Consider the following 22257-nt stretch of genomic DNA (forward strand, 5'->3'; position numbering starts at 1 on the left):
CTCAGTGCGAGAGCGGCAGTGATAATATTAAATTTATTTTTTGCATTAGATTGAAATGGTATAACCTGGTCAATCAATATTGTAGCGGCATCCAAATGAGCAGTTGCCAATGAGTTCACTTTATTCGTCATAATCAACCTTATTATTTATAGGGTATAAGCCAGCCTAAATCGATCTCCGGTTAAAATGTATATAGATTCGCCGTTGGTTATAACCGGAAGGTTAATATATGTTGTCGGCTGATATTAATCAATAGAGGATATTTTATTCATGTTATTAAGGAAAATAAGATAGCAGAGATATTAAGTGGTAATATATACATTCGGGGAACCCTATATTTGAAATGGCGCATTAATTAATATAATAATAAATACATCAACTAAATAAGCCTGCAATGATTGGTTTGAAAACAAGCCAAGTGTCTTGGGTACCGATGGCGGCAAAATGATCGTTTCGGTCCCACTGGGGTGGCCTGTTGGTAGAACCGTTGGATCATGGAACGTTTTGGCAGCCGCGAGGCGGCGGTTTCGTTGCCTGCATGGCCGCTTTAGAACAAATACTTCAATCCCAGCATGCCGGTGGTGTCGCTGTAGCCTTTATTGCCCACCTGCTGGCCGACGCTGCCCCACAGGTTGAAGTTTTTATTCAGTTGTCCGTTCACCCCCAGTTTCAGCTCGCCGATATTGGCCGCGCCGTCCTGACTGACGGTGACGCCGTTCAGCGTGGCGCCGAAATCCTTGCTGTTATGGATCCAGTTGGCTTCGATAAAGGGCTGGAACAGGCGGTCCTTGTTTTTATCCCGTTCGCTATAGGCGTTCATATAGGCCTTGACCCCCAGGCGGGTCTGGATATTGCCGTCGCCGTCGCCGCTGACCCGGGTGCCGTTGTCCTCGGTGAGGTCGTCGGCTTTGACATCCATCCAGATGGCCTGGGCCTGGGGCTCGATATAATAAGTGGCGTTGTTGGCCGGGTTGGCGCCGATAGTAAAGGCGTAGCCGGTTTCCAGCGAGGCGGTGAAGCCCTTGGATTTATAGTCTTGCTCGTTGAGGTCTTGCCCGTTTACCTCGTTGTCGAACCAGCCGTACTGGGTCCAGCCGTCGACATAGAGCCCGTCGTGGCCGGCGGCATCGGCGTACCAGGTGCCGTAGAGACCGACGCTGTAGCCGTCCACCGAGCCTTTGGAACGGTAGCCGGAGACCTGCGAGTCGGTATTGCTGCGGGCATGGCCGTAGCCGGCCATCACCCCCAGGCGAAAGCTGTCGGCGCCGTCGCTGCTCCACTGTCCCACATCGCCCCCCAGCTGCAGGACATAACGATTGCTTTGGGTGCGCAGCTGTCCGCTGTCATCGCGTGAGCGGTTGTGGCCGCCCACATTGGTCATCCACAGGCTGGTGGTCTGCTGTTGGCCGGTGATGGGGTCGATATAGGCGGTCAGGACCGAGCGGGTATCCCGGCCGGCGGCGAACAGGGTATTGGCGGCGGCCAGATTGGCGCCGTAGCTGGAATCTTCAGGACGCTCCACCATGTCGCCTGGGTCGGGATGGGGGTCGGGAATGGGTTGCAGCGGCGGTTCAATTCCAGGTGGTTCAATTCCAGGTGGTTCAATTCCAGGTGGTTCAATTCCAGGTGGTTCCGTTCCAGGTGGCTCCGGAACCGGCGTCGCCGTGGAGCTGACAAGGTACCAGTTAGGGGCGGCGGCCCCGGTGCCGCGCGCCAGGGTGTAATCATAAGCGCCGGCGACGATGCGGCCGGACTGGATAAATTCGCCGTCGGAGGCGCCGGCGACCGAAATCAGCTCGATGCCGTCAATGGTCTGGGCGCCGCTGCCGCCGGCGTTGTTGACTGTGACCTGGGTATCGCCGGAGGTATTGCCCACGACAATCAGGCGTTCGGACTGTGAGGCGTCGTCGGAGAGCCTGGCGTTGAAATTCAATCGGCCGTTATTGCCGACATAGTTGCCGGTGACGGTGAGCTCGGTGCCGGCGTCGGCGCCGTTAAGGTTGATGACGCCGGCATTGCTGACGCTGGCGATGGTTTGGCTAAAGCCGTTTAAATCCATGGCGCCGGGTGCGGCGATGATATAGGCCGAATTGGGGCTGAAGGCACCGGCGGCTTGGGCGGCCAAGGTGCCGCCGTTGAGGGTAGTATTGCCCGTGTAGACATTATTTCCCGCAAGGGTCAGGGTGCCGTCATTGACGATGATATTTATGGAGTTTGAGAGCGGGCTAGAGATCGTCCACTCGCTATCACCGTTTTTGATTAACGAAAAAAAGTTGATAATATTAGCGGATAAAACATTTCCTGTTGGCGGAGATGATGCGGCCGCTCCTACGAGGTATAAATAATTTACCCCTCCTACACCGTTGACTATGGCGCTATCAAGCGTTGAGCCTGATTCAAGCGTCAAATTGCTTGAACCTGAGCTAAGATAAATCGAGCCGATAATGACACCGCCAGTGTGGTTGATTATATTTACGGCTGCAGCATCGCTTATGATCGCTACATTTGAGCTGTTGGTAGCTGTAATTGTGCCATAATTGTCAACGGTATCCCTTAGCGCTAAAGCACTAGCGCTAAACCAGATGGGATAGGCAGACTGGCTTTCAATCAAGCCATAGTTAATAATCGTATTCCCGCCGCCATAACCTGCTATTGTATTATTCGAGTTTGACCCCAGTCCCAGGGCTTCAGCCCCAGGGCTTAACGTTAAAACAGAATTCGAATTGAATTCAATGGTGTTTTGGCCTGTATTCCAAAAACCCGAAGGCGGTAGAGCATGTGAATTATTTTGTACTACAGAGCTGTCTTGTAGGGTAATGGTAGCATTGGAATCCAGGCTAATAGCGCTTGATTCACCGGTATTGATTTGGGCTGTAGGAAGAACATTAACGATGACATTATCCAAACCCGGTCCGGTACCGACAGGAGTAGCCTGTATTGATGTGGTATTACAAGTAATGGTTACACCACTCGCAGCGGCTGGATTACATGCCGCTAATACTTTATCTGGTGTTATGTATAAACTTAGTATTATAGCCGAAGCTATTATATTAAAGTTATTTCTAGGTTTAATTTTGGATAGTGTTGTTACTTTAATGGGTAGTAAAGATGGGATTAAATGCACCAATTCCACCTGGTTTCTTTTACGCATAATTATCATTCCTTATCTTCCTTTCAACACAATGGTCTGTTTGCGCGATTAGACGTTAAGAGGGTTAAGTTGTGCACGATGTTATTAATAACGTCTTTCAGAACAGGTATTTCAACCCCAGCATGCCGGCGGTGTCGCTGTAACCTTTATTGCCCACCTGCTGGCCGACGCTGCCCCAGAGGTTGAAGTTTTGTTAAGCTGCCCGTTCACGCCAATCTTCAGCTCGCCGATATTGGCCGCGCCGTCCTGACTGACGGTGACGCCGTTCAGCGTGGCGCCGAAATCCTTGCTGTTATGGATCCAGTTGGCTTCGATAAACGGCTGGAACAGGCGGTCCTTGTTTTTATCCCGTTCGCTGTAGGCGTTCATATAGGCCTTGACCCCCAGGCGGGTCTGGATATTGCCGTCGCCGTTACCGCTGACCCGGGTGCCGTTGTCCTCGGTGAGGTCGTCGGCTTTGACGTCCATCCAGATGGCCTGCGCTTGCGGCTCGATATAATAAGTGGCGTTTCTGGCCGGATTGTTGCCGATATTAAAGGCGTAGCCGGTTTCAAGCGAAGCGGTGAAGCCTTTGGATTTATAGTCTTGCTCATTGAGGTCTTGCCCGTTCACCTCGTTGTCGAACCAGCCGTATTGGGTCCAGCCGTCGACATAGAGCCCGTCGTGGCCGGCGGCGTCGGCGTACCAGGTGCCGTAGAGACCGACGCTGTAGCCGTCCACCGAGCCTCTGGAGCGGTAGCCGGAGACCTGGGAGTCGGTCGTGCTGCGGGCGTGGCCGTAGCCGGCCATCAGGCCGAGGCGAAAGCTGTCGGCGCCGTCGCTGCTCCACTGGCCGACATCGCCCCCCAGCTGCAGGACATAACGATTGCTTTGGGTCCTGAGCTGTCCGCTGTCATCGCGGGAACGGTTGTGGCCGCCTTGATTGGTCATCCACAGACTGGTGGTCTGCTGTTGGCCGGTGATGGGGTCGATATAGGTGGTCAAGACCGAGCGGGTATCCCGTCCGGCGGCGAACAGGGTATTGGCGGCGGCCAGGTTGACGCCGTAGCTGGCATCTTCAGGACGCTCCACCATGTCGCCCGGCTGCGGGTCGGGGTCGGGAATGGGTTCCGGCGATGGCTCAGGCTCTGCTCCGGGGGGTTCCGGCGTCGGCGCCGCCGTTGAGCTGTTCAGATACCAGTTGGCGGCATTGGCGTCGGTGCCGCGCGCCAGGGTGTAATCATACGCGCCGGCGACGATACGGCCGGACTGGGTAAACTCGCCATCGGAGGCGCCGGCGACCGAAATCAGCTCGATGCCGTCAAGGGTCTGGGCGCCGCTGCCGCCGGCGTTGTTGACGGTGACAGTGGTCTCGCCGGAGGTGTCGCCGCCGATGATAAGGCGTTCGGAGTCGGAAGCGTCATCGGAGAGTTTGGCGTTGAAATTGAGCCGGCCGTTATTGCCGGCATAGTTGCCGGTGACGGTGAGCTCGGTGCCGGCGTCGGCGCCGTTAAGGTTGATGACGCCGGCATTGCTGACGCTGGCGATGGTTTGGCTAAAGCCGTTTAAATCCATGGCGCCGGGGGCGGCGATGATATAGGCCGAATTGGGGCTGAAGGCACCGGCGGCCAGGGCGGCCAGGGTGCCGCCGTTGATATGGGTATCGCCGCTGAAGCTGTTAGAGCCGGCCAGGGTCAGGGTGCCGTCATTAACGGTCACGTTGGAGACAGTGGCGGCGAGCTGGCCCGTCAACAGCCATTCTCCCGCGCCGGTTTTGGTCAGCGATTGAAATTCGTAAATATGGGCGGGAAAAATATCGGTCGCTGGGGAAGAACAAGAGGACCCTTCAAGGGCCAGCAATTTGGTGCCAACGCCACCAGCGAGATTCACCCCCTAATAAACCGAGCCATGTTCGAGCGTAATATTATAATTTCCAGTGCCAAAAAGAATTCCGCCAAAAATTCGACCGCCGGTACGATTGATGATGGAAACAACTCCATTAGTATACTCGCTGTCGATAACGATCTTATTAGCATCACTCATGGCGATAGTTCCATAGTTGTCTAAAGTATTACCGCCAACGTTAGTTTCAAACCGAATTGCCGGACCGCCGGTACTAAAAATCAAACCATGGTTGGTAATGGTATTGCCCGCACCAATGATATGAACAGCACCATTAGCGAAAGGATATGCGGTACCGAGTGCCTGTACCTGCGCCCCGCGTTCCACCGTCAAGGTGGTATCGTTATTAAATTCAATCGCATTTTCACCGTTGCCCCAAAAGCCTGAATCGGCTGGGGCATGAGATGCATTTTGCACCACGGCATTTTCCTGCAGGGTGATAGCGGAACCCGAGTCAAGGCTGATGGCGCTGATTTCGCCGGTATCAATTTGAGCGGAAGGCAGAACGTCAATGGCCACGTTATCAAGACCCGGCCCCGTGCCGAGGGTGGTGGTTTGCACCGACGAGGTATCGCATGTCGTGGTCACGCCATTCGCCGGCGCAGGGGCGCAAGCCGCCGACGCTTTTTCAGGAATGGCATATATACATAACGACATTGCAATGGTCGCGGTGATAATATTAAATTTATTTATATTTTTAATCTGATAAAATATTTTTTTGTTAATGTTGAAAGGAAATAAATGTAATAACGAAGGCGCCACTGAGTTTTTTTTACGCATAATTATCAGCCCTTATAACAGATATGTTATTAAATTAGCTTGATTTAGTGATTCTTAAAAGTTTATATCCTCTGCTAATGATGCGTAAGCCCGATGCTGCAAGCTGTCATGTAATAACATGATTTTTATCAGGCCTGCTATCAGGGATGTCCTGCTAAAACTAACGTATGGTGAGTTTTATTTATTATTTTGGTAAAAGATCCTTCGCTAAAATACAAAGACTGTCGGTGAAATACGAGTTTTTTACTTTAACTGTATTTATGAATTTTAAGAAAAAAAAGGTTCATGAAATTATTGTAATTTAATATGTTTTTATTTTCTAGCGAAATTTAGAAGTAAAGAGAGTATTCGTGAGGTGAAGTGAAATTATCCTTCAAATCGTCATGGAGCGATGGGTACAAGCTTGGGAGACATTAGAATGGTTCGCAAAAATAACGCGGGGCTCGATATAATTAAACCCCGGCCATATGAACCGCGCTGCTAGCGGGCTGGGTAGTATTGCTTTGGCGGCGCGGTTCAAAAGCAGGGATTTGTTTTCGCCAGCAGCGCTACGCCGGCGATTTTTTTAAGCAGACAGGCTATCAGACAAAATTATCATCGTCGCTGAAGTCATCGTCTGAGCCGAAGCCGTCATCCGTGCCAAAGCCGTTATCGGAGCCGAAGCCATTATCTGAACCAAAACCATTATCCGAGCCAAAACCGTTATCGGCACCAAAACCGTTGTTGTAATCGGTATCGCCGCCGGCATTATCGCTACCCAGATAGTTATTGTTCCCATCCAGGAAATGGCTGTCGGAGACATCATTAAAGGTGTCGAGGTTACCGCTTTGGAAATCCTGATTGGTCAGGGGATCCGTGGCGGCGGTATCCATGGGCTGGTCGATAACATTCACGATCTCTTCCGGCCGGCTGTTATGGAACATGCCGGTGAGCATATTGCCCAATACCACGCCGCCGGCAACCCCGGCCGCGGTTGGCAGCGCGCCGGCCATAAAGCCGCCGCCCCGCGGAGGCACCGGCTGTTGTCCATAACCGGGAGGCGGCGTTTGGGCGTAGCCGTTATAGCCGGGGGGAGGGGTTTGCCCATAGCCGTTATAGCCGGGAGGGGGTGTTTGCTGCCCTTGGCTGCCCCAGGCGTTGGCGGGCTGTTGGGCCTGCGTCTGAGGCTGAGCCGCGCGTGAACCGCCGCCGAACAGATTGCTGAGAAAACCGCCGCTGTGGGCGGGAGGAGTGTTTTTCAGCTCGGTCAGTTCGTTTTCAAGCTGCGTGACCCGCTGATGCAGGCGTTTGAGCGCAGCTTCCTGAATCAAAATAGACTGCGCCATATAATAAGGCGCCGCGGGCTGCTGACGGATAAATTCCTGGATTTGCCGATCCGCCGCGGTATCACGGGCGCCGGATTGCTGTTCCGCCAGTTTCAGGCGCTGAAACAGCCCTTCAATAAGACGTTGCTCTTCAGATTGCATGGCTTTGACCTTTTGACATGTTCAGGTTCGCAGAAGGCTGCATTACGTTTAAATCTAGTCTGTTTACGGCTAATCATAAAGGCGCCGAGCGTAAAGGTTTGCAGATATATGTTACCAGTTAACATACTTTGTCCAATGGGGCGCCTAGAGCAGGTTTCATGCGGGGTTGGCTTCTGCGGCTGAAAAGGCGCCGGCGATGAACCGTTGTTTTGCTTGATTTAACTCAAATTATGCCCCTTGCGGCGGGCCTATGCTTGCTATCGGTTTCGTGATGGAAATTGGAGGAGTGTATGATTCACGTTTATGACAGGAATCGGAATGCAATCATCCCTGGTCAGAAAGTCATGATTGCCGCTACCGGTGAGACATCCATTGCCAAGGCCGTACATGCCGAAGGGCTATCGCCCGTCGAGGCCGAACGGGCAAAGTGTGTGGAACTGCAGAATACCGCCGAGCGCTATATTCCCTTTGAGCTGATTCGTCTGGCCTGAGCAGGGCCGCCATCTGGTCTACCATGCCATGGGGCGCTGGGTCGGGCGAAAAACTCCTGCCCGAACCGGCCTCATTGGCATGGCCGCCCGTTAACGCGCTCGGTACATGGCGCGGTGATAGCGGGCCTATTATGCCTGTCGGTATCTGCGGTAAGGGGGATTGGGTGTATTTGCTTGCCCCGGTTGCCTGAACCTTGCTTAAACGCCGACCCCGGCGGCACCGCGTTTCGCCTGCGTTATGCTATATTTTCCTCGACCCGTTATCCGTTGCCAGAGAGACAGCGCCCATGGCCGAATCTACCCGTCCGATGCTTCAACTTCCCCACCAGGCCCATAAGCTGCTGCTGCATTCCTGCTGCGCGCCCTGTTCCGGTGAGGTGATGGAAGCGCTCGGCGCCTCGGGAATTGACTATACCATTTTCTTTTATAACCCGAATATTCATCCGCAGCGGGAGTATCAAATCCGCAAAGAGGAGAATATCCGTTTTGCGCAAAAGCACCGGGTGCCATTTGTGGATGCCGATTACGACAGCGATAACTGGTTTGCCCGGGCCAGAGGCATGGAGCAAGAACCGGAGCGGGGGATACGCTGCACGGTGTGTTTCGATATGCGTTTCGAACGCACCGCGTTATACGCCTTCGAGCAAGGTTTCAGCATTATCTCCAGTTCGCTGGGCATTTCCCGCTGGAAAAACATGCAGCAAATAAATGACTGCGGCAAACGCGCCGCCGCTAGATATCCCGGCATCACCTATTGGGATTATAACTGGCGCAAGCAGGGTGGTTCATCGCGCATGATTGAAATCAGTAAACGCGAGCATTTTTATCAGCAGGAATACTGCGGTTGCATTTACTCTCTCCGCGACAGTAACCGGCACCGCAAATCACAGGGGCGGGATATTATTCGTATCGGGATGACATACTATGGCGATGCTGATGAATAAACATCAATTTATGTTAATAATGTTAATTCAATGATCATTCTTGACAGCATTCGTGAATAATCGTCTAATCCTGTTTACCACGCTTTATCCTTATTTTTTTCCGTCACCCCGTCGTATCAATCGTTAAGCCGTTCATACCTGCCAACAGGCTTTTCATCCCGGGGGGAGGCCATCTCATTCCCATTTCGAGCCGCTCCCGCCGGCATTGCCTTATAGTGGCGCCATTAAGCCCGGATGAGGGCATCGAAATACCCTTCATCTTTCAAGTTGCAGCGGTGTTGGCTGCGCTCGTTTATCCCAGTCACTTGGTTATCTAAGCTCCTGGGGCTCACGAGCTTGCCGTCTTGCTGCAACTGGAAATCTCTTGGGTATAGATAGTGATTACTACGAGGCAGAACATGATGACTCAACAATCCAATCATATCCGGTGGCTGACCCTATGCGGCACTATCGTGACCCAGTTTGCCCTGGGATCGGTGTATACCTGGAGCCTGTTTAACGGTCCGCTGGCGGATAAGCTCCACCAGCCCGTCAGCCAGGTGGCCTTTTCTTTCGGCCTTCTGAGTCTGGCGCTGGCGGTGGCCTCGTCGGTGGCGGGTAAATTTCAAGACCGTTTCGGCGTGCGTAAGGTGACCATCGGCGCCGGCGTGTTGCTGGCGGCGGGGTTTTGGCTGACCGCCTACGCAACCAACCTGGCGATGCTGTGGTTATGCGCCGGCATCCTGGTGGGATTGGCTGACGGCATCGGTTATTTGATGACGTTATCCAATTGCGTCAAATGGTTCCCTGAACGTAAAGGCGTGATCTCCGCCTGCGCTATCGGCGCCTATGGCTTGGGAAGCCTGGGGTTCAAATACATCAACAGCCAGCTGCTCGCCCGTTACAGCCTGGAAGTGACGTTTGAACTGTGGGGACTGATAGCCATGCTGATGGTTATCGCCGGCGGTCTGGTGATGAAAGACGCACCGCGGCAGGAAACTCAAAAAGTGCAGGCTGCCCACGATTTTACGCTGGGACAATCTATCAAAGTGCCGCAATATTGGCTGCTGGCCCTGATGTTTTTGACCGCCTGCATGAGCGGTCTCTATGTTATCGGGGTGGCAAAGGACATTGGCGAAAGCCTGGTTCACTTATCGCCGGTATCGGCCGCCAATGCGGTAACCATTATCGCCATAGCCAATCTCGGCGGACGCCTGGTCTTGGGCGTGCTTTCCGACAAAATGCCGCGGATACGGGTTATCACGCTGGCGCAGGTGGTATCGTTGGCAGGGATGGCGGCGCTCACCTTCGCTCCTCTCGCCGAGGCATCGTTTTTTCTCTCCCTGGCCTGCGTTGCCTTTAGCTTTGGCGGCACCATCACCGTTTATCCTTCACTGGTAAGTGATTACTTCGGTCTCAACAACCTGACTAAAAACTACGGGGTGATTTATCTCGGTTTCGGCGTCGGCAGCATTATCGGTTCTATTGTCGCCTCGTTGTTGGGTGGGTTTATGGTGACCTTTCATTTGATTATGGTGTTATCGATAATCTCCCTGGTGGTCTCCTTGACGCTGCGTCGCCCCGGCGAAAAAGGCCGTTTGGCGCTGCGTCAGGCAATGAGTAAATAACCGCCTGCGTAAAATTTTTTATCAGCCCGCATCCCCGCGGGCTGGTGCGCCGCCAGGTTTATCCTACGCTTCGCACCGTTAATGCATCCTGTCGCGTTCTGAGTCCCCCACGCTTTCCACCCTTAAATTAGCTGCTAGGCTTAACGATAGTCCTCTAAAGAGTACGGTTTTATAAAAACGATGATTTTAGATACCTGAAGGAGCATATCGTGGCCTATCAAAAAGTGATGTCGTTATCCGCTTTGCCGGAGCTGGGACCCAAAAAAGTCAGCATGGACGAAACAGATATTCTGCTCATCAGGAAAGGCGATGAGGTTTTTGCCCTTGAGGCGACCTGTCCTCATTCCGGCGCCCCGCTGGAAAAAGGTGCCCTTTGTGAAGGGAAGCTGATATGTCCCTGGCATAAATCCGTATTTACCATCGAAGAGGGAGCTTTGTGCGAACCACCCTCTCTGCGTGCCCTGAAACGTTATCCGGTGAAGGTGGAGGAGGGGGCAATCTGGCTCGATCCCAAGGCCCTGCCGGGCGCCGCTGCCCTGGACAAGGTGGACGATACGCAGGCGATAGTGGTCCTGGGTTCAGGCGCAGGCGGCAGCGCCGCGCTGAAGGCGCTGCGCGAAAAGGGCTATAGCGGCCGGTTGATCGTTGTTGAGCGCGAAAAACAGGCACCCTATGACCGTACTGTGCTGTCTAAATTCGTGCCTCAGGGGGATATGTCCATTGATGAGGTTCCGTCGTTGCTCGACGATGATTTTTACAAAAAGCAAAAGGTCGAGCGCATTACCGGCAACGTGGAAGAGCTCGACGTAAAAAAACACCAGCTGCGGCTGGAAGACGGCACAGTCGTACCCTACCGGAAATTATTGCTGGCCACCGGCGGTATCCCGCAGCGGCCGGATCTGCCGGGCAAGGCGCTGCTGGGCATTGAGGTTCTACGCAGTTGGGAGCAGGCGGCCGCCATTATGGCCGTGGTTGAGCAAAAGCAGCGGCTGGTGATAATCGGCAATAATTTTATCGGTATGGAGGTGGCGGCGGCTTTCCGTAAACAGGATATCGATATTACGGTTATCGCCAAGCATGACCTGCCGTTTGAAAAACAGTTCGGCAAGGATCTGGCGAGCTTTTTCCGCCGGCGCCATGAGCAAAAGGGCGTAAAATTCATTGAAGGCGAACCGGCATCTTTCGACGGCGATCGCCATGTGTCGGCGGTGGTATTGAAAGACGGCCGCCGCATTGATGCCGATGTGGTGTTGCTGGCCACCGGAGTCATGCCCGCTACGGACTTTATCCATGAATTGCCGCTCAATAAAGACGGCAGTTTGACTGTGGATGAATCCATGTCGGCCGGGCACGATATTTTCGCCATCGGCGACATTGCCACCTTCCCGCTTAACGGACATCCCACGCGAATTGAGCACTGGCGCGTGGCGCAGCAGCATGGCCGCGTAGCCGCAGGCGTTATGGCGGGTCTGGATGAAAAATACGATTCGGTGCCTTTTTTCTGGACGCAGCATTACGGGGTGCGCTACGAATACCTGGGGCATGCGGAGAAATGGGATGATATCGACATCATCGGCTCGCCGGATAAAGACGATTTTGTGGCGCTGTTCGGCCTGAAAGACAAACTGATGGCCGTGGTGGGCACCGGCCGCATGCGTACTACCGGTACCTTGCTCATCAAGATGGGCGAGCCGCTGACCATGGCCGATGCCCGCCGCATCGTTAAAGAGGTTAAGGAACCCAAAAGCTGATATTTGCCCGGGCCGTTACGCGCCCGGTACGCCATGACCATGCCAAACGCTGCGGATAAACCTGCTGCGTTTGGCGTTTTTTTTTTGCGCCATAGAGGACAACCCCACAAAAAGTATGTTATTTAATGCTTCTTACCGGCCGCATAATGCTCCGCTGGACTTCATCGGCGGTTGCTGCCAGTATTGCCGTCGGTTTTTTGCGGGTCGAACGGAACAAAGGTTCGATTATAGCTATTTGTGAAAAAGGATATGCAGTTGATTATACAGCCCATTTTTATGGTTGGTGCTAGGGGATGCGGCAAAACCACCGTTGGCCGGGCATTGGCGCAGGCGCTGGGATTTCAGTTCACCGATACCGACCTGATATTGCTGCAGTCCACCGGTCTGAGCGTGGCACAGATAGTGGAGCAGGAGGGCTGGGCGGGATTCAGGACCCGCGAAAGCGATATATTGCATGGGGTGGCAAGCGCCGACGGCCGTCAGGTGGTAGCCACCGGCGGGGGAATCATTTTATCAGAGGCCAACCGGCGGTTCATGCGCGCCACCGGCACCGTGTTTTTTTTGCACGCCCCGGCGGACGTGCTGGCCCGGCGCCTGGAAGCCGTGCCTGAAGAGGATCAGCGTCCCAGTCTTACCGGCAGGCCCATCGCCGAAGAGATAGCGGAAATATTGCTGGCCCGCGAGGCGCTGTATCAGGATGCTGCCCATCATGTGCTGGATGCCGGCCAGCCGCCGCAGGATGTGGTCTCGGCTGTTTTGCAGCGGCTTTGTCCCTGCGCCGCCGGCTGATGGGGCGGCCGTCACGGTGCCATCCACGCAGCCGTTCCCGCGCACCTTCACCCGCCAGCAGAGTTTTCAAGAGTAGCCTATACTTATTTACCCGACCAAATCATAAATAAGGGAGTGATTATGGCGAGTAAACCACCGTATCCGCGTGAAGCGCATATAGTAAAGAAAGAAAAGGGATTGCCTGGTAAATCCAAAGAAGTCTATGAATTGCGGGCGGATCATCCAAGGCCCGATACGCTTATCAGCGAACATGATACCTAGCAGGAGGCCCTTGACGCTAAGGATCGGTATCAGGATGAAGATAAGTCCTGATATACCCGCCTTTCTGCAGCCCGAATTATTTTCGGTATAAGCAGCAGGGCGGTGGGATTGTACGCTATCACTTACCGGGGTTCAGGCTCTAGCGGCTGAACCGCCGGTTAATCATTTTACGTTATTTTCAATAGGCTTGTATTTGTATTACTTTTATTGAATTCAGGCCCGCAACTATCAGTAAATTGAATAATAATCTTATCTTTATCAGCACGGAGCAATTCACTGAATTACCGTTAGCCTTACGGCTATAACCGTAGATTGTCAAGAATAAGCTCGTTATTATCGCGCTTAAGGGATTAAACACGCTATTTTTAACTGAAGGTTTATTTTGTGGGAAAATATTATCTTGACGGAGAGCGGCTGACAATTTAAAGATTATTCAACCTGCTTTTAATAAAATGAAAATGAAAAATACTCATGTCTACCTTGGAAAATGCATCAGCGGTATTAAAACTGTTTGCCCATGAAAGTTCGTCTTTACCACAACAGGGATTATCTTTCAGCGATGTGGCCAGCCGGCTGCCGTTGCCGAAAAGTACCTTGTCCAGATTATTGGTGGCCATGGAAGATCAGGGGTTATTGGTCCGTAATCCCGCCAACCGGCTTTATTCCGTGGGTGAATTGCTGCTGGCTGTGGGTGGCCGGCAGCGTGCAAAGCCATTAACGGATGTGGTTGCTCCCGCCCTGACTGCCCTGAGCGACGAACAGGGCTGCGCCGGCATGATTTGTCTGCTCGAAAAAGATTATGTCCGCATCGTATCGGTATTTAACGGTTGCCCCCACCGGCCGGCATCCTATAGCGCCGGGCACCGGTTACCGGCGGCGAACACCGCCGTCGGACGGGCTCTGCTGGCCGGTTATTCCGAGCGTGACGTTATCGATCGCCTGGTCCCGGGCGCGGCGGCGCATGCGTCTTTTTCGCAACACGGGTTAACCGGTTTATTACAGCGCCTTACCGTGGTGCGCCGGCAGGGTTGGTCTTATGCCCGTAATGAAACCCGGCCCGACCAGAGCGCGCTGGCGACGTCTCTGACGCATCCTCTGCGAAACGAACGCGTCGGGCTTTGCCTGACCTTTCCAAGCCTGAGCGACGGCAATGCGTTCCCGCAACATCTGTTAACGCGCCTTATATCCGTGACCCGGATGCTGGCGGAAAAAATTGGCGACCCAGGCTGGCGGCCTCGTTAATTTTTCTGCCTGGTTACCGGCATTTTTCAGCATTAGGACGTGACAAATCGATATTTCACCTTTTACTATGAATGACTTAAATTATGATCGATACAGGAAATGATCCATGCTGAATGTAAATGAGTATTTTGCCGGGAAAGTGAAGTCCATTGGTTTTGACTCCGCCAGCATTGGTCGCGCCAGCGTCGGCGTTATGGAAGCCGGAGAGTATACTTTCACCACTGCACAGCCGGAAGAGATGACCGTGATCAACGGTGCGTTGAAAGTACTGATTCCCGGCGCGCACGATTGGCAGGTGTTTATGCCCGGCGAGATGTTTTTTGTACCGGCGAAGAGCGAGTTTTTCCTGCAGGTGGCCGAAGCCAGCGCCTATCTGTGCAAATACCTGAGTAAATAGTCAGAATATAGGCAAACCGAAACGGAGGGCCCCACAACCGGCCCTCTTCGTTTATCCTAACGCTGGGTTTCGCCGCCCAGCGCCGCTGTCAGCTGGCTGATGAGCTCGGATAGCTCGCCGGTCATCAGAATGAAATCCGCATCAAAGCGCTGCGCCACGTCCTCTCTGTCGATATCGTCGTTTTGCTCACGCAGCTGCTCGGAGAATTTAAGCCTTTTCAAGGTGGCGTCGTCCGCCAGTACGAACTGAACCCGCTCCAGCCAGTCCAGCGCCAGTTTTGTCACGACTTTTCCCGCCTCGATATGCGCGGCGATTTCGTCGCTGGCGAGGTCCTGTTTTTTACAGCGGATGATGCCGCCGTCTTCCAGCAGGGCTTTAAGTTCGGCCTCATCCTGAATGGCGAAACCCGCCGGGGGTTCCGTGCCGCGGACCCACTGCGTCAGGGTCAGCTCGATGGGATTCTCCAGGGTAAGGGGCGCCACCGGCAGCGAACCGAGGGATTTGCGCAGCAATGCCAGGGTGTCTTCGGCTTTTTTGGCGCTGGCGGCATCGACAATCACCAGGCCTTTTCCCGTATCGATCCAAAGAAATGTCTGGCTGTAACGGCTGAAGGCGCGAGGCATCAAATTGAACAGCACTTCCTCTTTCAGGGCGTCTTTTTCCGCTTTACGCAGCTTGCGGCTCTGGTCTGCCTCCAGCTTTTCCACCTTGCCCTGCAACTCCTGTTTCACCACCGAAGAAGGCAGGATTTTTTCCTCTTTGCGCACGCAAAGCAGAATATGCCCGTTAACCCCATGGGTTAGCGCGGTGCTTTTGTCGCCCAGCGGTGAAACCCAGCCGGATTTCGCCATATCCTGGCTGCCGCAGGGAGAAAACACCGAGCCCGCCAACTGTTTTTCCATGTCTTCCGCCGATAGCGCAAGATCGCGGGTCAAGCGGTAAATCATCAGATTCTTAAACCAAAACATATTTTTTATATCCCTGGCCTGGCGCGCCCGTCAGCGCGCGGGTTGTTCAAACGCAGGGCGCATGATAGCGCATAAGGACGTTAAAATCGGTAAAGATTTTTCCGGTTTTCGCCTACGAGCGCCGGCAGTGGCGAAGAAAAAAAAAGACATAACCGTCGTTAAGTTAAAAGAGCGCCAGACTGGATTAGTTTCAAATAATAATTGAATTATCTAATTAATAATATCTCCCAGAATTGTGCATTCTTGAATTCACGCCAACATAAACTAACTTGATTGCGTAGCCTATTGCTACAAGGGAGAATATCGAGGAGAAAGTTTATGGAGTCGCATACTGTCATCGCCACAGCAAGAGTTACCTCCTGGGGTGCTATTATCGGTGGAGTTATTACCGTATTGGCAATATCCGTTCTGCTTTCTGTATTGGAAACGGCATTAGGGTTGAGCAGGGTGGAGCCCTATACCGAGCAGCCAGCGCAGGGGGTCGGTAGCGCGGTAACGGTCTGGTCATTTATTTCAATACTCATTAGCCTGGCATGCGGCGGTTATGTCGCCGGTCGACTGGCCGGCGCGGCGTGAATAAGCCATGGCTTTCTGGTATGGGCCATGTCATTAATAATCGCAATTATCATTAGTAGCATTATTATAGGCGGGGCGCTACGGGCCGCCGGCAGTATTATCGGTTCCCTTGCCTCGGTCACCGGCGGCGCGTCGTCAGGCATGGTTTCGTCTTTATCAGACAATAAAGGCCATTTGCAAGGCCTGTTAGAGAATACCCTAAAGCCCATGGGGATGAATGCCGGACTCCCGGCGGACCCGATGCCGAAAAAGGCAGTGAATGCTTTGCAAAACAGCAGTATAGAGTCGTTAAAGCCGGACTACCTGCCAAGACAGTTGTCGGCAGCCCGTGATGATATGCAAAGCGCCATGAACGCCATTTTAAAAAGCCCGGCCAGTTTCGACAGCGAGATGCATCAATTGTCCGTCAAACTCAAGCAGCGCGGGGACGGTATCACGGATGATATCAAGCGGGACGACATCCGCCAGGCGCTGGCGCGCGATACCTCGATGTCCCCCGATGAAGTTAACCAGGCCACCGACACGGTGATCCGCTACCAGCGGCAGGCGATCGCCGAGGTCAAGGCGCGTTTGGAGGATCTCCAGCAGAATATTGATGATGCCATGGCGGAAATGCAGCAGTGGAAAGAGCAGGCCAGGGAGCAAGCCGATGCCGCCGCGAAAGCCATTGCCAAATCCGCGGTATGGTTGTTTATCGCGCTACTGATCGGCGCGGCGGTGGGCGCCTATTGCGGCCTCTGGGGCGCCAGAACCGCCCATCGCTACGCCTTTTGAAGGGAGAAGCCGGCTAGCGGACCGCAAAACGGGCTTCCAGCCGGCTGACGCCCATGCCGTTGATTTTATTAACCTTGATCTGCACCGGAATCCGATCTTTCATGGCCTCCACGTGGCTGATAACGCCAATCATTTTACCGGTGGCGTTTAACGTATCCAGGGCATCAAGGGCGATATCCAGCGTCTCGGCGTCCAACGTGCCGAAACCCTCATCGAGAAACAGGGAATCAATGCGGATTTTGTGGCTCACCAAATCCGATAACGCCAGGGCCAGGGCCAGGCTGACCAGGAAACTCTCCCCGCCGGACAGCGTGCGGGTATCCCGTATCGCTTCCGCCTGCCAGGTATCCACGACTTCCAGTTCCAACTCGGCGGCGGATTTACGCCGCAGCTGGTAACGATCCTGCAGGCGCGCCAGCTGCCGGTTCGCCAGATGAATCAAATGTTCAAGGGTGAGACCCTGGGCAAACTTGCGGAATTTGTCCCCCTCTTTGGAGCCTATCAGCTCGTTGAGGTAGCTCCAGTCCGCATAGGCCGCCTCGCTGTCGGCAATAGCCTGCAGCAGGTTGTGCTGATCGAGCCGGCGGCGTTCATGGCTGGACAATTGCTGCTGGATTTCACCCTGCCGCCGGGCTTTTTCCGCCAGCAGGGTTTTGACGGCGGCCAGCCGCTGCTCCACGGCGGCGGGCTGTTGCTCCTCTCCCAGGTCGGCAGGACGTTCCGCCAGACTGTTTTTCAGCGCCTGTTCCGCCTGTTCATACCAGGCCGCGGCGTGCTGGCGCCGCTCCTTGAGCTTCTCTTCCATGTCCCGCAATTGATCCCTTTCCTGCGGGGGCAGCAGAGCCGATAGCAATTCGGCGACGGTGGCGAACGGGCTGCTGTCGAGAGCGCCTTGCAGCGCGGCCCCGGCCTGCTGCGTCTGCATGTCGAATTCCTGTAATTGACGCTGTTGCGCTTCGATACTGCCCGTTAATTGCAGCAGTTGTTCCCTGGCATGCTGCAGCCGTTGCTCCGCCTGCTGGCGCGCCTGTTCCGCCGTTTCTCCCAGACGGCGCAGTTCGTCGCTTAACTGCGACACGGTGGCATCCCCCACCCATAACCGCCGCTCATCCCGCGCCTGTTGCAAAGCGGTTCGGGTGTGTTCGGTCCGCTGTTCAAGCTCGGCCGATTGGCGCGCGAGTTCCTCCAGGCTGTCTTGGTGGTTGCGAATTTCATTAGCCTGCGCCGCCAGGGACACCTTAAGCTCCTGCTCCTGCTGCAAATGTCCGCACCACAGCTGCCACTCTTGCTGGCGCGCCGCCAGCCACTCCTCGACATTATTCTCTTCCGGCACGGTAAGCCCGAGGGGGGACAACGACGCGGCGATTTCCGTCGCCAACCGCCGGACCAGGGTTTGCTGCTCGGTCAGGCGCAGCGTGGCCTGCTGTAACGTCTGCGCGGTGGTGTGCTGTAACTGGTCGTTCAGCGCCAGCCGGGCCTCGGCCGATGCCACTTTCCCGTTGGCTTCGTTCATGGCGTCTCGCGCGGCCTGTAATTGACCCTCGGCCTGCCGCCGCGTCTCGAGCCGTTCCGCTAACGCCTGCTCCCGCGCATCCTGTTGCGCCAGCCATTCCGCCACGTTCCCGTCGTCGGCGGGTGAGAGTTCCCTGCCCAGCGCGGCGGCGGCCAACGCCCACTGCTCATCAATGGCCGTCAGTTCCCTTTGCAGTTGCGCCTCGTCATCCGCCGCTTGATGCCGTTGGTTCAGCAGCATGCCGCTGCGGGTATCCGTCGCCACCCGGTCGGCGGTTATCGCCGATACTTCCTGTTGCAGCGCCTGCAGCCTGAGCTCGGTTTGCGCCGGCTCCGGCAGCCGGTAATGATCGACAAAGGGGTGTTCAACGGCGCCGCACAGCGGGCAGGGCAGCCCGGATTGCAAATGTGCTCTTTGGCCTTCCAGCGCGACAATGCGCTGCTCAAGCTGATAGCGGGCGCTGACTTCATTCAATAACCGGGACTTTTCCTCCCACTGCTGTTGCCTGGTCCGGCTGCTTTGCGCCAGCGCATCGAGTTCCTGCTGCAATGCCGTCTGTCGCACGGCGGCGGCGGCGAGATCCCGCGTGAGCCGCCGGCGCTGGGGCAATAACGATACGAGCACGGTGCGGGCAGGGCTATGCCGGCGGCTTAGCTCCCATTCATCTTGCAGCGCGCCAAAGGGAGTGAGGGCTTCCCACTGCTCCCGTTGGCGCTGCAGTTCGTTAAAGCGTTCGGTGAGGACAGCCACCTGCCGGCGGCAGCTCTTGGCCTCGGCAAGGACCGCTTGCCGTTCGGCCAGCAGCTCTTGCTGCTGTTGCAGGCAGCCATCGAGCTGCCGGCCCAACTGGTCCGCCTGCAGGCGTTCCCGCTGCCGGCGGGCGAAGAGTTCGCGCCACAGCGGCAACCCTTCTCCCCACTGGCGATAGTCCGGATGCTGCGTTAAATAGCTCTCGGCCTGCCGGAGCTGCTGTTCGGCCCGGGAAAGGGCGGTCTGTTGTTCCGCCAGCGCCGATTGTCTTTTTTGCCGCTGGGCGCTGAGCTCCCGGGCAGACTGGCGCAGTTGCGCCGCCTGTTGTTCCAGTCCTGCGATATGCTGATCCAGGGGAATAATGCGCTCGTCCATAAGCTGCTGAAGCTGCCGCCGGTGCCGGAGATAATCCTGCCAGCCCTGGCGGGCGCGCTCGAAAGCCTCCTGCAAAGGCAGTAAAGCCTGCTGCGTACGTTGCTGTTCGGCGCGCTGCGCGGCGATGGACTCGTCCAGGTGTTGCTGCCTAAGTCGGCTGCGTTGCTGCTCTTCCAGCAGCGGACGCAGGGACTCCGCGGGTTCCCCCCGGGTCAGCCGGGACAGCTGCGGCTGCGCTTCGTCATAAGCCCGCGCCGAGGCCTGTTGCCTTTCACGGGCGGCGGACAAGGCCGCCGTAAGCTGCCCGTGCCTTGCCAGCCAGTCCAAATGACGCTGCAGCGCCTGCTGTTGGTGGTTTAGCCTTAGCTCCTCTTCCTTTAATCGCGCCAGCTCATCGTTTAGTGCCTGCAGTTGCGGTTCGGTGAGCAGCTCAATGGCGGCGGCGCGGGCCTGCAAATTGTCCAGCTCTCCTTTGACCGCTTTATGGCGTTCGAATATGCCGGCGGAAATGCGGCCGTAGATGTCGGTGCCGGTGAGCTCTTCCAAGAGTTCGGCGCGCTTTTTGGCGTCGGCATTGAGAAAGGCGGCGAAGTCCCCCTGCGCCAACAGCATGGATTTGGTGAAACGCCCGAAGTCCAGCCCGGTGATGTCGGTGACCAGCCGCAGCTTGTCGTTGATTTTATCCGCCAGGATACGGCCGTCGGCGATGAGCGCCAGTTCGGTTCTCGGCGGCTGCAGGTTGCCCTGCGGGCTGTTTTTCGCCCGCCGCTGGCTCCAGAAGGCGCGGTAGCCGATACCTTTCACTTCGAACTCTACCTCCGCCAGCGCTTCGGCGGTGTGGCGGGTCATCAGCTCCTGGCCGGGATTGCCGCCCAGACGGGGAGTCTGGTGATAAAGCGCCAGACAAATGGCGTCCAGCAGGGTGGTTTTACCGGCGCCTGTGGGACCGGTAATGGCAAACAGGCTGGCGCCGTCGAAAGGTGCGGCGGTAAAATCGATTTTCCATTCCCCTTGCAGCGCATTGAGATTTTTCAGCCGCAGCGTCAGGATTTTCATCGGCTGGGCTCCTGTGCCGGACTTTCGTGCCGGATATCCGTCACCACCCGGTCATACAGCAGGCGGATGCGGCTGAGTTCCTCTTCATCCCGCACCAGCGCCTGCGCCAGGCGGCGTTCGAACACCTCTTCCACGCTGAGTTCTGTCAGCGTTTCATGAGGCTCTTTTTCCAGCGCCTGGCGCCGCTGCTCGCGGTTGCGGCGCAACAGCAAAATGTCCACCGGCAGATCGGCGGCAATCTGCTGTATTTGCCGCTGGATATCATTAAGCCAGGCATCGGTCAGCACTTCGATATCCAGCCATACCCTCGTCTCGCCCCGGTAATCGCGAAAGGTGAGCAACTGCGCTTCAATTTCCGCCAGGGTGCCGCGAATCAGGCGCAGGGGCTGGACCTCCGGCACCGTCAACGGCGTCACCACCGCCGTCAGGTCCGGCTGGAAATCCACCATATTGACCTGTTTGGGCTGGCCGGCCTCGTCAAAGCTCAGGGGGATGGGGGAGCCGCAATACAGAATATTCGGCCGGCCGCCGACGCTTTGCGGCCGGTGAATATGACCGAGGGCGATGTAATCGGCGGGGGGAAATAACTGGACGGGAAAAGCATCCAGGCTGCCGATATAGATATCCCGTACCGAATCGCTGGTGCCGGCGCCCACGGCGGTCAAATGACCGGTGGCGACGATGGGCACCGGCGCGGTCAGGGTATCGCGCAACGCCATGGCCTGTTGATATAAATCCCGGTAATGTCCGGCGATGGCATCCATCAGGGAGCGCTGTTTGTCATCCCCCGACTCGCCGGCGCGGCTTACCAGCATATCCCTGGCCCGTAAAAAAGGGATGGCGCACAAAATCGCTCCCGGTTTTCCGCTACGCTCATCAAGCACGAAAACCTGCTGTTCGGCGTCGCCGCCGGCAATGACGCGGGTATTGAGGCAGGCCAGCAGTCCGCGTGATTCGTTGAGGGTGGCGACGGCGTCATGATTCCCCGCCAGCACAATCAGCCCGCAGCCGGTGGGCTGTAGCTCCACCACAAAACGGTTGAAGAGTTCCCGTGCATAGCTGGGGGGCGTGCCGGTATCGAATATATCGCCGGCCACCACCACCGCGTCCGCCTGATGCAGTTCAACCTGCGTCACCAGCCAGCGCAGGAAGGCCTGATGTTCATGGGCGCGATTCTTGGTGAAAAACGACTGACCCAAATGCCAGTCAGAGGTATGAATGATCCGCATGAGGCTCCGGAGAAAATCCCTGAATCAGGGCGAGAGTATATACCCAATAGCGTTCAGGTTGCAGCCAACGCAGCCGCAACCTGAACGCTATCGGGTATAACCCTTGCTTTGGCGGATGCCGAAATAAAGGTGCGATTATATAATTTGCGGCGGAAAAACGGCGATCTCCTATCCTTGAAGCAGGCGGCGCCTATTTTAATAAATCTGTCATAAAAGTGACGCATAATGCCCGGGCACGATAACCGCAGAGAATAAA

Annotated in this window: 16 protein-coding genes and 2 pseudogenes; 11 read left to right on the forward strand and 7 right to left on the reverse strand. The window is 55.5% G+C overall.

Annotated elements, in window-relative coordinates:
- Positions 1–547: 547 nt before the first annotated feature.
- Positions 548–2176: pseudogene (locus GTU79_RS30115) on the reverse strand (autotransporter outer membrane beta-barrel domain-containing protein); the annotation flags it as partial.
- 547 nt (positions 2177–2723) lie between these two features.
- On the opposite strand from GTU79_RS30115, the gene GTU79_RS30125 reads away from it, so the two are divergent.
- A complete protein-coding gene (locus GTU79_RS30125; protein ID WP_253073503.1) occupies positions 2724–3203 on the forward strand; it encodes a hypothetical protein in 480 nt (159 codons plus the stop codon).
- A gap of 59 nt (positions 3204–3262) precedes the next feature.
- Here GTU79_RS30125 and GTU79_RS06520 read toward each other — a convergent pair whose 3' ends face one another.
- The 3 genes from GTU79_RS06520 to GTU79_RS06530 all read right to left on the reverse strand — a co-directional run bounded on the left by GTU79_RS06520 (position 3263) and on the right by GTU79_RS06530 (position 7278).
- Positions 3263–5020 carry an autotransporter outer membrane beta-barrel domain-containing protein gene (locus tag GTU79_RS06520; RefSeq protein ID WP_253073504.1) on the reverse strand — a complete coding sequence of 586 codons (1758 nt, stop codon included), beginning with the start codon at positions 5018–5020 and terminating at the stop codon, positions 3263–3265.
- Positions 5021–5023: 3 nt separating this feature from the next.
- Positions 5024–5812: a hypothetical protein gene (locus tag GTU79_RS06525; protein WP_214513784.1), complete on the reverse strand. Its 789-nt coding sequence runs from the start codon at positions 5810–5812 to the stop codon at positions 5024–5026.
- Positions 5813–6393: 581 nt separating this feature from the next.
- The gene (locus tag GTU79_RS06530; protein ID WP_214513785.1) at positions 6394–7278 is read right to left on the reverse strand and encodes a DUF2076 domain-containing protein; all 885 of its coding nucleotides are present in this window, start codon (positions 7276–7278) and stop codon (positions 6394–6396) included.
- 290 nt (positions 7279–7568) lie between these two features.
- On the opposite strand from GTU79_RS06530, the gene ydfZ reads away from it, so the two are divergent.
- The 8 genes and pseudogenes from ydfZ (at position 7569) to ppnP (ending at position 14760) form a co-directional block, all read left to right on the forward strand.
- A complete protein-coding gene (gene ydfZ / locus GTU79_RS06535) occupies positions 7569–7769 on the forward strand; it encodes a putative selenium delivery protein YdfZ (protein WP_132922984.1) in 201 nt (66 codons plus the stop codon).
- Positions 7770–8056: 287 nt separating this feature from the next.
- A complete protein-coding gene (locus GTU79_RS06540) occupies positions 8057–8713 on the forward strand; it encodes an epoxyqueuosine reductase QueH (protein ID WP_203522423.1) in 657 nt (218 codons plus the stop codon).
- 398 nt (positions 8714–9111) lie between these two features.
- The gene (locus GTU79_RS06545) at positions 9112–10320 is read left to right on the forward strand and encodes an L-lactate MFS transporter (protein ID WP_203522422.1); all 1209 of its coding nucleotides are present in this window, start codon (positions 9112–9114) and stop codon (positions 10318–10320) included.
- A 209-nt stretch (positions 10321–10529) separates the two neighbouring features.
- Complete coding sequence (locus tag GTU79_RS06550; RefSeq protein WP_203522421.1) at positions 10530–12071, forward strand: FAD-dependent oxidoreductase; 1542 nt, start codon at positions 10530–10532, stop codon at positions 12069–12071.
- Positions 12072–12329: 258 nt separating this feature from the next.
- On the forward strand, positions 12330–12860 hold the full coding sequence (aroL, locus tag GTU79_RS06555) for a shikimate kinase AroL (protein ID WP_214514124.1): 531 nt from the start codon (positions 12330–12332) through the stop codon (positions 12858–12860).
- 120 nt (positions 12861–12980) lie between these two features.
- Positions 12981–13118 (forward strand): annotated as a pseudogene (locus GTU79_RS06560) (YaiA family protein); the annotation flags it as partial.
- Positions 13119–13592: 474 nt separating this feature from the next.
- Positions 13593–14363 carry an IclR family transcriptional regulator gene (locus GTU79_RS06565; protein ID WP_203522420.1) on the forward strand — a complete coding sequence of 257 codons (771 nt, stop codon included), beginning with the start codon at positions 13593–13595 and terminating at the stop codon, positions 14361–14363.
- A gap of 106 nt (positions 14364–14469) precedes the next feature.
- A complete protein-coding gene (gene ppnP / locus GTU79_RS06570; protein ID WP_132922978.1) occupies positions 14470–14760 on the forward strand; it encodes a pyrimidine/purine nucleoside phosphorylase in 291 nt (96 codons plus the stop codon).
- A 56-nt stretch (positions 14761–14816) separates the two neighbouring features.
- Here the strand turns inward: ppnP and rdgC are convergent, their stop codons facing one another.
- Complete coding sequence (gene rdgC / locus GTU79_RS06575) at positions 14817–15728, reverse strand: recombination-associated protein RdgC (RefSeq protein WP_132922977.1); 912 nt, start codon at positions 15726–15728, stop codon at positions 14817–14819.
- Positions 15729–16046: 318 nt separating this feature from the next.
- On the opposite strand from rdgC, the gene GTU79_RS06580 reads away from it, so the two are divergent.
- Both GTU79_RS06580 and GTU79_RS06585 read left to right on the forward strand, forming a co-directional pair.
- Positions 16047–16304, forward strand: coding sequence for a hypothetical protein (locus tag GTU79_RS06580; RefSeq protein ID WP_214513787.1), 258 nt, complete (start codon positions 16047–16049; stop codon positions 16302–16304).
- 27 nt (positions 16305–16331) lie between these two features.
- Complete coding sequence (locus GTU79_RS06585) at positions 16332–17078, forward strand: hypothetical protein (RefSeq protein WP_214513788.1); 747 nt, start codon at positions 16332–16334, stop codon at positions 17076–17078.
- A gap of 13 nt (positions 17079–17091) precedes the next feature.
- On the opposite strand, the gene GTU79_RS06590 is transcribed toward GTU79_RS06585, so the two are convergent.
- Entirely contained in the window at positions 17092–20772 is a 3681-nt protein-coding gene (locus GTU79_RS06590) for an AAA family ATPase (protein ID WP_203522418.1), read from the reverse strand.
- Entirely contained in the window at positions 20769–22001 is a 1233-nt protein-coding gene (sbcD, locus tag GTU79_RS06595) for an exonuclease subunit SbcD (RefSeq protein ID WP_203522417.1), read from the reverse strand. The genes GTU79_RS06590 and sbcD overlap by 4 nt, the downstream gene beginning before the upstream one ends.
- Between the last annotated feature and the right edge of the window lie 256 nt (positions 22002–22257).

Source organism: Sodalis ligni (assembly GCF_016865525.2).
In the GTDB taxonomy this organism is placed as follows: domain Bacteria; phylum Pseudomonadota; class Gammaproteobacteria; order Enterobacterales; family Enterobacteriaceae; genus Acerihabitans; species Acerihabitans ligni.